The sequence below is a fragment of the Desulfobaculum senezii genome (assembly GCF_054657395.1).
The window spans coordinates 1,504,528-1,516,364 of sequence record NZ_BAAHYU010000002.1; the positions used below are offsets into that span (position 1 = coordinate 1,504,528).

Here is an 11,837-nt window from a genome sequence, read left to right on the forward strand (position 1 = left end):
TGCAATATGATGCAGAAAAAGATGTACATCGACGGCCAGTGGGTGGACGCCGAGTCCGGCCGCACCACGGAAATCATCGATCCCGGCAACGGGCGCGGTGTGGCCGTGGTGGCCGAAGGCTCCCGCGATGACGCCAAAAAGGCCATCGCCGCCGCGCGCGAAGCCTTCGACTACGGCCCGTGGCCGCACACCCCCGCATCCGAGCGAGGCCGCCTCGTCTGCCGTCTGGCGGACCTTATAGAGCGCGACCGCGAGGAACTGGCCCGGCTGGAGAGCCTGGACACAGGTAAAACAGTTGAAGAAAGTCGTTGGGATATGGATGACATCGCCGGTATCTTCCGCTACTTTGGCGGGTTGGCGGACAAGGAAGGCGGCGAAGTGATTTCTTCGCCCATTCCGGACTCCACCAGTGAACTGGTACGCGAACCCATCGGCGTCTGCGGGCAGATTTCCCCGTGGAACTATCCGCTCCTTCAGGCGTCGTGGAAGATGGCCCCGGCTTTGGCCGCAGGATGCACGATTGTCATGAAACCCAGCGAGATCACCCCGCTGACGACCATTAAGGTCACGGAACTGGCCGAAGAGGCCGGATTCCCCAAGGGAGTGGTCAATACCGTACTCGGCCCCGGCTCCGCCGTGGGCGCCGAACTGTCCGAAAGCCCGGATGTGGACCTGATATCCTTTACGGGCGGCATCGACACCGGCAAAAAGATCATTCAGGCCGCGAGCGGCAACGTGAAGAAGATGGCCCTTGAGCTTGGGGGCAAAAACCCCAATATCATCTTCGCCGACGCCGATTTCGACCTTGCGGTGGACTACGCGCTTAACGGCGTGTTCTTCCACGCTGGTCAGATTTGCTCCGCCGGCGCCCGCATCCTTGTGCAGGACGACATCTACGACGCCTTCGTGGAGGAACTGCACAGACGCATCAGCCGCATCGTTGTGGGTTACGGCTTCGACGAAAAGACCGAGATGGGACCGCTCATCTCCGCCGAGCATCTGGCCAAGGTTGAGGACTACGTCCGCATTGGTCAGGAAGAGGGCGCGCGCCTGCTTTGCGGCGGCAAGCGTCCGGACGACCCGGCGCTGGAGGGGGGCTTCTTCTACATGCCCACCCTGTTCGCCGACTGCGAAAACGACATGCGCATCGTGCAGGAAGAAGTGTTCGGCCCGGTTATCACCGTGGAACGCTTCTCCACCGAAGAGGAAGTCGTTCAGCGTGCCAACAGCACCGTCTACGGCCTGTCCGCTGGTTTCTGGACCCGCGACCCCGACCGCATCAAGCGCGTTTCCCGCGCATTGCGCTTCGGCACCGTGTGGGTGAATGACTTCAACGTGTACTTCACACAGGCACCATGGGGTGGCTACAAGCAGTCCGGCCTTGGCCGCGAGCTTGGCCGCATGGGGCTTGAGGAATACACCGAAGTGAAGCACATCTTCCAGAACAGCAACACCCAGCCAGTGAACTGGTTCGGTAAATAGACCACAAAAGGGGAGAGCACAGGAGTGTTCTCCCCTTTTTTCATGTGGACGAGAGTGTTCCCGTGGCGGACGCCGTCAGCAACGTGGACGCAGCCCCGGCAAAGTGCCTCTGTGCACAGGCAGCCGTCCGTGGCGTGCCATTTTGTTGGCGGAGTGTTCGTCATCAGTGCCGCGCGGAAGGAACGTTTCGCGCGGCGTCCGGCCGGGTTCGTCATTGTGGCGGCGGCTGGTCACCCAGACAGCGTGCGGCGCGGCGGCGCAGGGAACCGGAACGATTCCGGCATACGCCGCTTTCCGGCGCGCACTGTTTTGGGCGGAGCACGGCACAAGCGGGGCATGGCCCCGTTAACAGCAACATAGGAGGTATGATGTTTGATGAAGGCCCAAGGAAGTTGATGACAGTAGTGCTTCTTCTCTTCATGTTCGCCTTCACCGGCGTGGCTCACGCCAAGAACAACGAGGTACGTTTCGTCAGCATCGGCTGGACGGGCGTATCCATCAAGACTGATATCGCAGTAGAAATGCTGAACAGTCTTGGGTACTCGGCCACGAATCTCTTGGTGTCCGTGCCCATCGCCTACAAGGCGATGGACATGCAGGAAGCCGACGTCTTCCTCGGCAACTGGATGCCCACCATGGAGACCATGGCCAACAAGTTTTTCAAGAAGGGTACTGTGGTCAAATACGTGGCCAACATGCCCGGTGCCAAGTACACCCTCGCCGTCCCGACCTACGTCGCGGAAGGTGGCTTGAAGAACTTTAGCGACATTGCCAAGTACGCCGACAAGCTCGAAGGCCGCATCTACGGCATCGAGGAAGGCAACGACGGCAATGCGGTCATCGAAAAGATGATCGAGGATGATATGTTTGGACTGGGTGATTTCAAGCTCGTGCCCTCCAGTGAGAGCGGCATGCTCGCCCAGGTGCAGTCCTTCGCCAAGGCTGGAAAGTGGATCGTGTTCCTCGGCTGGGCACCGCACAGCATGAACGAGAACATCGACATGACCTACCTTGACGGCAGCACTGCGGAGACGTTCGGTCCCAACAACGGTTCGGCTACCATTTATACCAATGTGCGCGCCGGCTTTGTGGATGAACATCCGAACGTGGGAAAATATCTGAAGAATTTGGTTTTCCCCATCAGCATGATGAATGAAATCATGGTGGCTCTGCACAACGACGATGGCCTGAAGACCAAGGAAGCAGGCATGCAGTGGGTCAAGAACCATCCGGAAATGTACGAGAAGTGGCTGGATGGTGTGACGACTGCAGACGGCAAGCCCGCTCTGCCTGCCTTTAAGGCATACCTTGAGACCATCTAAAAACGGCAAGCTCTCCGCGTAAGCGGAGAGCGCCGTATGTTGCGTCATTCGGCCGCTTGCGGGGTTTTTCCGTAGGCGGTGAGGTCTTCCGTGCAGAAGACTGCCTCGCAAGTCGCCGCGCGTGCTCACTGTGAGACGTGCGGCCGCTGTGCGGGCGGAGGCGCAGCCGGGTGGAGCCTTGAGCCAATTGGGTGAAGCTCGTATTCCTTGAATACGCACGTTGAAGGGCGTCCTGTGCTGGAAGCAGCGGCAGGACGCCCTTTTTGTTGTCTTTCTCCCGTCAGCGTTGCCGCTCCCATCCCCGTCATTTCTCCTTCCACATCGCCCCCCGCTTTTCGTTCGTATCCCCGGTTGCTTTTCACGATTCACAGGCCTACCCTCGGCTCGCCGGTGGGCCGTTGCCTACATCGGCGCAACTGTGAAATTCAAGAGACTGCCAAGTGAGGCGAGATATGCAACTGGACGACGTGGCGCAGGCCGTAGCAGACCTTGCGCAAAAGAATGGCTGGTACGGGGCGCAGTCCAAGCGGCCCCAGACGCCAAGGAACCTTGCCGTATCCCTTTCCATAGAAGCGGCAGAACTGCTGGAGTGCTTCCAGTGGACCGAAGACGCCAACCCCGACGCCGTGGCCGACGAAATCGCCGACGTCATCATCTACGCCGCACAGCTGGCGAACGTGATGGGCATGGACCTCAACGAAGTGCTCCAACGTAAAATCAACCGCAACCTCACCCGTACCTGGGATCAGGACGGCGCTCACGGACAGGCTGGGTCGTAGCACGGGGTTGGTGCCTTTGGCTGGGCCGGGTCGTCACGCCGGGTTCGGGAGGGTATCTCCGATGGTTTAAGGGGTGCGACCCCTTAAAAATCCCGAGGTTTTTCGGGCTGGAAGCCAGCCCGAAAAAAAGGGTGGTTGCTTTTCTCGCGTGGGGGCGGTTGCCCGCGTGGGTGGGGCGGCAATGCCGAGGCTGGATAGAGGCCGGTCGTGCGGAACGTATGACTGGCGTAGAAATGGGATCGTTAAGGGCCCACGGCCCTTGACCCGCCGGAGGCTTCTCTCTTGGCTGGGTCGTGTCGTCACGCCGGGTTCGGGAGGGTATTTCCGATGGTTTAAGGGGTGCGACCCCTTAAAAATCCCGAGGTTTTTCGGGCTGGAAGCCAGCCCGAAAAAAGGGGGTAGGCGCTTTTCTCGCGTGGGGGTGGTTGCCCGCGTGGGTGGGGCGGCAATGCCGGGGCCGGATAGAGGCTGGTCGTGCGGAACGCATGACTGGCGTATAAACGGGATCGTTAAGGGCCCACGGCCCTTGACCCGCCGGAGGCTTCTTTCTTGGCTGGGCCGTGTCGTCACGCCGGGTTCGGGAGGGTATCTCCGATGGTTTAAGGGGTGCGACCCCTTAAAAATCCCGAGGTTTTTGGGCAGGAAGCCACCCCGAAAAAAAAGGTTCATCTCCCAATTCCGGGGAAGGCTGCTCTGATTTTGAGAAAGAAGTACTCGTCGTCGAGAAAGCCGTAGGCCATCCGTTTGATCACCTTGATCTTGTTGTTGATCCCTTCGAGCAGGCTGGTGTGTAGCGGATATCGGCAGTGTGAGATAATGCCCGTGATGTAAGGTTTGAGGCGCTTAGCGAATTTAATGAGCGGCTCGACTCGGCTTTGTATGGCGCGGCGGTACCAACCTTTCCAAAACCGCTTGGCAGCTTTGGAGTATCGGTAGTCCCAGAGTCGCTTCAAATCCTCCTTGAGGATATAAACCTTCATCAAATTTTTGTTGGCTCGAAGCAGGTCATAGAGCCGGATTCGATCTTCCTGTCGCATGAGATTCCGCCTGTTGCGCAGGAGCAGCCATCGTGAGCCTTTGACAACCTTACGGGCGTCTTTGTCATGATTGAGGCGATTGGCCTCATCGTTTCGGACGCGGTCGATTACTTCTCGGCCATACTTGGCAACGACATGAAACAGATCGTAGACGATCTCGGCTTTCGGGCATTGCGCCTTCACCTCGGCGGCATACGCACCGTTCATGTCCATTGCAACGGCCTCAATTCGGGCACAACCATCACGGCCAAGCAGTTCAAAGAATGGTCGGATGCTCTCCCGGCTGTTGCCTCTTCCTACCCACAGAACCCGCTTGGTGTAAGGCTCGACGATGATCGTGGCGTAGCGATGTCCTTTGCGGATGGCAAACTCATCCATTGCGACAACCTTGACGCCTTTCAAGTCAATGGGATTGAGTTTTTCCGCTAGGTACCGCTTGTCGATTGTCTTCACGGTCTTCCAGTTCAGGCCGTAGCATTCCGCGATGTGCTTAATGGGAAGTATGCGGCAGAGCCGAACAACGGACTCGGCCAGCCGCCTTGTGACACGCGAATACCTGTCGAGCCAAGGAAGCTGCTCCAGCTTTGGTTCACAGACGGGACAATGGACCCGACGCCGGATAACGAGCAAATGCGTTGCCGCGTCGAATACAGGCAGGTCACGAACCCAGCGTTCGACATAGTCGTGAACTGCGCAGACAAGCCTGCCGCACCCGCTGCATCTCATTCGCCTTCGCCTGATTGGAATCAACTCGATCCAGACTTCGGGGTGCTTCCGAGCTTCGCTGGCTTCAAGGCGCTGAACAGTTCCAACACGATACCCTTTCCAGTCTCCCAACAACCGGGTAATCTTGCCCTTGGACAACGGTGCCCTCCTTGTAGTTCTCGTCTGTTGTGCAACTATCGAGATTACTGAGGGTTTCCGTTGTCCTCAATTTTTTATGTTTCCCCCGGAATTGGGAGATGAGCCAAAAAAAAGGGTGGGCGCTTTTCTCGCGTGGGGGGTGGTTGCCCGCGTGGGTGGGGCGGCAATGCCGGGGCCGGATAGAGGCTGGTCGTGCGGAACGCATGACTGGCGTAGAAATGGGAACGTTAGGGCCCACGGCCCTTGACCCGCCGGAGGCTTCTTTCTCTTCTGCCGCAAGCCGATGAGGCGAGGCGAGATGAAAAAACGGGCGCCGGGAGTGTTACTCCCGGCGCCCGTTTGTTGTGTGTCGTATTAGGCGCGGCTACTCGGCGCAATCCACGCAGAGGGAGGCTTCGGGCATGATGAGGAGTCGGCGGACGGGGATGGGTTCGCCGCATTCTTCGCAGTGGCCGAAGTCCTCATCGTCGACATTGGCGAGGGCGCGTTCAAGGCCGAGCATTCGGCGCTTGGACTCGGCCAGCACTTTGCCGCTGATGCCCTGATTGGTCAGCGAGTCCATGCGGGAGAGCCTGCCGATGGGTTGGTCCAGATCAACGGTCTTGGCGCTGTCTTCCAGACGGGCGACGGTTTCGCGGAGGGTCTCGATTTCCTCACGAATGCATGTTGCGATCTGTTCGCGTTCTTCCTTGGTCATGGCTATCCTTCCTTCAAGATGTTCCTGCGGGTTTGCCCGTGGAGGGCCGGAAAAACGCACGCGACCGCCGCAGATGCTGTTTGCGTCTGCGCGGTGAATTGTGCGTCGTATGGCGCGCGCCCGGATGACCCGTGCGTGCAAAGTTCCTACTGTAGCAAGGTGAAAAGAGACCGGCAACCGCTTTGTTCTTTTCTGCGCGGAGGATGGAGCTGGATGGGGTGCGTTGCGTGATGTATGCATGTCGCGTGTTGTGTTTTGCATTGCGTATGGAGTGTGTTATGCATGGGAGGAATATCAGAAAGTCCACCTTGGACGTATGTCCTTGGTTTTGTTGTTCTGTAATCCATGCATTGTGAGGTTTTCCATGGCAAAGAAGAAGATGACAACGGCTTTTGGCGTACCTGTAGGGAACGACTTGAATACGTGGACCAGTGGTTCCCGTGGTCCGTCGCTTTTGCAGGACGTGCACCTGCTGGAAAAGTTGGCGCACTTTGATAGGGAGCGCATCCCCGAGCGTGTTGTGCACGCCAAGGGCGCCGGGGCGTACGGGTATTTTGAAGTAACGGCGGACGTGAGCACGTATACGAAGGCCGCGTTCCTGTCCAAGGTTGGCAAGCGCACGGACGTTTTCGCGCGTTTTTCCACTGTTGGCGGGGAGAAGGGCAGCGCCGACGCAGAGCGCGACCCCCGCGGCTTTGCCGTGAAATTCTATACGGAGGAAGGCAACTACGACATGACCGGCAACAACACCCCGGTCTTCTTCATCCGCGACCCGCTGAAGTTCCCGGACTTTATCCATACGCAGAAGCGCAACCCCGCCACCAACCTCAAGGACCCGACCATGGCGTGGGACTTCTGGTCCCTGACGCCGGAATCCATGCATCAGGTGACGATTCTGTTCTCGGACCGGGGCACACCTGCGACGTACCGCAACATGAATGGCTACTCCAGCCATACCTATAAATGGTACAACGCCAAGGGCGAGTATTTCTGGGTGCAGTACCACTTCAAGACCGATCAGGGCATCAAGAACCTGACCGGCCCCGAGGCGGCGGCAATGTGTGGCAAGGACCCGGACCACGCCACGCGCGACCTGTACGACGCCATCGAACGCGGTGAGCATCCGTCGTGGACGCTGGAGATGCAGATTCTCAGCCCCGAGCAGGCCAAGGACTTTGGCTGGGATATCTTCGACATCACCAAGGTCTGGCCGCATAAGGAGGTGCCGCCCATCACCGTGGGCAAGCTGGTGCTGAACAGGAATCCGGAAAACTACTTTGCCGAGGTGGAGCAGGCCGCATTCAACCCGAGCAACCTTGTGCCCGGTATTGGTGTGTCTCCGGACAAGATGCTGCAGGGGCGGCTGTTCTCGTATCACGATACGCACTTGCACCGCCTTGGGCCGAACTATCACCTCATCCCCGTGAATCAGCCGAAGCACGCCATGGAGCAGAACTACCAGCGCGATGGGAACATGCGCGTGGATGCCAACGGCGGTGGGGGGCCGAACTATTGGCCTAACAGCTTCCATGGCCCGGCGCCGGACCCGTCCTATGGCGAGCCGCCCATTGAAGAGCATGGCCCCGGCGACCGCTACGAGTTCGACCACCCCAACGACGACTTTGTCCAACCGGGCAACCTGTACCGCCACGTGATGTCTGAGCAGGACCGGACGAATCTCGTCAGCAATATTGTGGGCAATATGGGGAGCGTCCCGAGGCCCATCCAGCTGAGGCAGTGCGCGCTCTTCTTCCTGGCGGATGAGGACTACGGCGCCCGCGTGGCCGAAGGGCTGGGGCTGGATATGGCCGAGGTGAAGCGCCTTGCCGCAATGTCGCAGGAGGAGCGCGTGGCCGCGACACCTGTGAAGTAGCCGCGATGTGAAGAAAAACGATGAAGCCGGGACGCCGCGTGCGTTCCGGCTTTTTTCGTGCGCTGGTTGCGGCCCGTGTGTGGCGGGGCTGGGGCAATGCGGCTGTATTGGGCGCGGCTATTTGGCGGCGGAAGGTGGCGCCAAAGAAAAACGGACGCTCCCGGTATGGGGGGGGCGTCCGTGTTGCGTCTGTGTGAGGGCGGCTGGGGCTATTTGCGGAAGTGACAGCCCCGGCTGTTTTTGTTGCGCATGGCCGCGAGGGTGACGATGTACGCGGCGTAGCACCCATGGAACAGGTCCACGAGGGATTTGGAGATGGGCGTTTGCTTGTAGAAGTCCTGCAGATGCCTGTTGAGACTGCGCATGTCGTCATAGGCGCGCTTGAGGCGCTGGGTGGTGCGGGTGATGCCCACATAGTTCCACATGGTGGTGCGGATGGTGGCCCAGTCCTGCGCAACAAGGGCGGGGTCCTCGTTTTGGGTGTCGCCTGCCGCCACCCAGTCGGGCATGGCGTCGGCAAGGCGCTGCGGCAGTGCGCTGCGGCGCGGGGATTTCTTGGCGATGTCCTCGGCGGCGGCCACGCCCCACAACAGGCCCTCCAGCAGCGAGGTGCTGGCAAGGCGGTTGGCGCCGTGCAGGCCGGTGCAGGCGCATTCGCCCACGGCGTACAGGCGCGAGAGCGTGGTCTTGCCTGTGGTGTCCGTGAGGATGCCGCCGCAGAAATAGTGCGCCGCAGGAACTACGGGGATGGGTTCCTTGGTCATGTCGAGGCCGATGTCGCGGCATTTCTTGGCAATGGTGGGGAAGCTGGTCTCAATGTCGCGCGAGACGTGGTTTGCCGCGTCCAGATAGACGAAGTCCGCGCCGGTGGCGAGCATCTCCTCCTGAATGGCGCGGGTGACGATGTCGCGCGGGGCAAGGTCGGCGCGCGGGTCGTAGCGCGCCATAAAGGCTTCGCCCTTGTCGTTGAGGAGCTTTGCGCCCGCGCCGCGCACGGCCTCGGAGACGAGGAAGCGCCGTGGCGCGCGGTGAAAGAGCGATGTGGGGTGGAACTGCACATACTCGGCGTTGATGGTCTTGGCCTTGGCGCGGGCGGCCATGACCATGCCGGACCCGATGGACGACGAGGTGTTGGTGGTGTGCAGATACAACTGCCCAATGCCGCCCGTGGCAAGGATGGTGGTGTCTGCAAGGATGGTTTCCACCTGCGCAAGGTCCTGATTGAAGACATACGCGCCGCAGCATTGGTTGCTGAGCTGGTACTTGAACTCCAGTTTGGTGGAGTGGTGATGGCTGGTGAGCAGGTCGATGGCTGTGCGGCCGGTGAGCAGGGTGATGTTCGGATGCTCCGCCACCGCTGCGACCAGCTTGTCCATGATGGCGCGGCCCGAGAAGTCCGCGCAGTGTGCGATGCGGGGCTTGCCGTGGCCGCCCTCGCGGATAAGGTCCAGCTCACCGTCGCAGGTGGTGGAGAAATCCACGTGCAAGGTATCGAGCAGCACCCGCTTCACCACGTCCGGTCCCTTTTGGGACAGAAAGCGTACCGCCTTGGGATTGTTGAGTTTCCAGCCGGCGGTCATAATGTCGGCCTCAAGGTCACGCGGATTCTCGTCGATGGCTTTGTAGACAATGCCGCCCTGCGCGAGGGCGGTGTTGCCTTTGTCCGGCGCGCTGTCAGCGGTGAGCAGGGTCACGTGCCGTCCTGCCTCGGCGAGGATGAGGGCGCAGGTGGCTCCGGCAATGCCGGAGCCAATGACAAGGGCTTCAGTGGAATAGCGGGTGGTGTTCATGGGTGCTGCTCGATGTGGTTCAGGGTGCTAGGCGCAGGCTTCGAGCATGCGTTCGAGGGCGATGCGCGCGTAGTAGGCCACATCGTCGGGGACGCGGACAGGCTCGGAGGTCTCCAGATTCATGAGGGTTTCGGCCAGCAGGGACTCTGTGGTCTTCGCCATGTTGCGGCACGAGCTGGGGCGCAGCGGGCGGATGCGCTTGCTGTCGCGGTTGGTCTTGGCCAGCCGTTCCACAAGGTTAATCTCCGTGCCGATGTAAATGGTGGAGCCGGGAAGGGCGTCGTCCACAAATTTGATGATGGCGGATGTGGAGCCGGCGGCGTCGGCCTTGGCAACCACGCCCGGACGACACTCCGGGTGCACGATGACGAGGGCGTCGGGGTCGCGCTGGCGAATTTCGTCAATGTGCTCCTCGCGGAAGCGTTCGTGGATGGCGCACAGGCCGGGCCACAGCAGCAGGCGCTTGTCCGCTGTCTGGGCGGGGTCCACATCTCTGCCGCCGTTGCGGATATCCAGCACCATGCGTTTTTCTGCCGGGACGCCAAGGGCGTCCGCGGTGTTGTTGCCAAGGTTCTGGTCGGGCAGGAACAGTACGCTGTCGCCGCGCTTCATGGCCCAGTCCAGCATGGTCTTGGCGTTGGCGGAGGTGCACACGGACCCGCCGTAGCGGCCCACAATGCCCTTGATGGCGGCGGAGGTGTTCACATACGCGAGGGGAATCACGCGGCGGTCGGTTTCGCTGAGGCGTCTCATGACACAGTCGAGGATATGGGCGGGAGCCATGTTGGACATAATGCACCCGGCGTCCGGCGCGGGGATGATGACCTTTTGCTCCTCACCGGCGAGCATGGCCGCGGTTTCGGCCATAAACTGCACGCCGCAGAACACGATGTACTCCGCCTTGAGGGAGGGCACCTGCCGGGCCAGTTCCAGCGAATCACCGCGCAGATCGGTATGCAGGATGACGCGGTCGTGCTGGTAGTGGTGCCCCATGATGACCAGATTTGAGCCGCGTTGTTTCCTTATGTCGGTGATAATTTGGGTGGAGTTGGATGTCATGAGGATTATCCGTGCGTTATACGGACACGCATGCTGAAGTCCGCAGCCGGAGCGGAGTGGGTCAGCCTACCCACGGAAACGTAATCCGGCCCGATCCTTCCTATGTCCGCAATGGTGGAAAGATTCACCCCGCCGCTGACTTCGGATTCGATGCCGCTGGGTATGCGTTCCAGCGCTTCGCGCAGCGTGTCGGGGGCCATGTTGTCAAGCATGATGCGGTCCACACCCAGGTTCGCCGCTTCCGTGACGTCGTCAAGGGTTCTGCATTCGACCTCTATCGGGGGGCAGGGGGAGTAGGTCTTTCGCAGAGCGTCCACCGCCGGGCTGATGCCGCCCGCTTGGTCGATGTGGTTGTCCTTGAGCATAAGCATCTCGGCGAGGTCCATCCTATGGTTTTTGCCGCCGCCCAGCAAGACTGCGTATTTTTCCGGATATCTGAGGCCGGGAAGGGTCTTTCTGGTGTCGAGCAGGATGGTGCGCGTGCCGGACAGCGCGTCGGCGTAGCGCCGGGTCAGGTTGGCAATGCCGGAAAGGTGACAGATAAAATTGAGGATGACGCGCTCGGCCTTAAAGGCCACAGCGGGCGGACAGGTGAACTCCGCCACCGTGGTGCCGGGGGCCACCGAGTCGCCGTCTGCAAAGAAATGTGTTACATCGTGGGATGTTTCGTGTTCCAATGCGCTGAGGACGATGGGGATGAGGGGCAGCCCCGCGCAGATGGTGGGCTCCTTGGCGATGATGACGCTGTGGGCGCGTTCATTGCCGGTAAACACGGCCTCGGACGTCAGGTCCGGCCCGTCTTCCTCCAGAGCCAGCGAGATGGCCCGGTCAAGATAGGTTCGGGCGTCTCCCTGGAAAAAAGCGTCGAATAGCGTATGGTTCATGGCGTATCCGTATGGCTTGGAGTTGTGTCTGTACTCGGCTCGTAAGGCAA

At 60.3% G+C, this 11,837-nt stretch carries 9 protein-coding genes; 4 read left to right on the forward strand and 5 right to left on the reverse strand.

All coding sequences use genetic code 11. The features are described from left to right. Nucleotides 1-6: 6 nt before the first annotated feature. The 3 genes from betB (at nucleotide 7) to ACYQ2T_RS07525 (ending at nucleotide 3,583) form a co-directional block, all read left to right on the forward strand. Nucleotides 7-1,482, forward strand: coding sequence for a betaine-aldehyde dehydrogenase (gene betB, locus ACYQ2T_RS07515; protein WP_459899706.1), 1,476 nt, complete (start codon nucleotides 7-9; stop codon nucleotides 1,480-1,482). Between the two features lie 395 nt (nucleotides 1,483-1,877). Continuing rightward, a complete protein-coding gene (locus tag ACYQ2T_RS07520; RefSeq protein ID WP_459899708.1) occupies nucleotides 1,878-2,804 on the forward strand; it encodes a glycine betaine ABC transporter substrate-binding protein in 927 nt (308 codons plus the stop codon). A 452-nt stretch (nucleotides 2,805-3,256) separates the two neighbouring features. Continuing rightward, nucleotides 3,257-3,583 (forward strand): nucleotide pyrophosphohydrolase, encoded by a 327-nt coding sequence (locus ACYQ2T_RS07525; protein ID WP_459899710.1) that lies wholly within the window; start codon nucleotides 3,257-3,259, stop codon nucleotides 3,581-3,583. A gap of 665 nt (nucleotides 3,584-4,248) precedes the next feature. Here the strand turns inward: ACYQ2T_RS07525 and ACYQ2T_RS07530 are convergent. Both ACYQ2T_RS07530 and ACYQ2T_RS07535 read right to left on the reverse strand, forming a co-directional pair. Continuing rightward, nucleotides 4,249-5,484, reverse strand: coding sequence for an ISL3 family transposase (locus tag ACYQ2T_RS07530; protein ID WP_459899712.1), 1,236 nt, complete (start codon nucleotides 5,482-5,484; stop codon nucleotides 4,249-4,251). Nucleotides 5,485-5,848: 364 nt separating this feature from the next. Next, complete coding sequence (locus tag ACYQ2T_RS07535; protein ID WP_459899714.1) at nucleotides 5,849-6,181, reverse strand: TraR/DksA family transcriptional regulator; 333 nt, start codon at nucleotides 6,179-6,181, stop codon at nucleotides 5,849-5,851. Nucleotides 6,182-6,545: 364 nt separating this feature from the next. Here ACYQ2T_RS07535 and ACYQ2T_RS07540 point away from each other — a divergent pair, with 364 nt between their 5' ends. Further along, nucleotides 6,546-8,054 (forward strand): catalase, encoded by a 1,509-nt coding sequence (locus ACYQ2T_RS07540; RefSeq protein WP_459899716.1) that lies wholly within the window; start codon nucleotides 6,546-6,548, stop codon nucleotides 8,052-8,054. Nucleotides 8,055-8,263: 209 nt separating this feature from the next. Here the strand turns inward: ACYQ2T_RS07540 and nadB are convergent, their stop codons facing one another. Genes nadB through nadC form a run of 3 tightly spaced genes read right to left on the reverse strand, consistent with a single transcriptional unit; the run spans nucleotide 8,264 to nucleotide 11,787 of the window. Further along, a complete protein-coding gene (nadB, locus tag ACYQ2T_RS07545) occupies nucleotides 8,264-9,844 on the reverse strand; it encodes an L-aspartate oxidase (protein WP_459899718.1) in 1,581 nt (526 codons plus the stop codon). A gap of 27 nt (nucleotides 9,845-9,871) precedes the next feature. Continuing rightward, nucleotides 9,872-10,903, reverse strand: coding sequence for a quinolinate synthase NadA (gene nadA, locus ACYQ2T_RS07550; RefSeq protein WP_459899720.1), 1,032 nt, complete (start codon nucleotides 10,901-10,903; stop codon nucleotides 9,872-9,874). A gap of 5 nt (nucleotides 10,904-10,908) precedes the next feature. Then, nucleotides 10,909-11,787 carry a carboxylating nicotinate-nucleotide diphosphorylase gene (gene nadC, locus ACYQ2T_RS07555; protein ID WP_459899722.1) on the reverse strand — a complete coding sequence of 293 codons (879 nt, stop codon included), beginning with the start codon at nucleotides 11,785-11,787 and terminating at the stop codon, nucleotides 10,909-10,911. Between the last annotated feature and the right edge of the window lie 50 nt (nucleotides 11,788-11,837).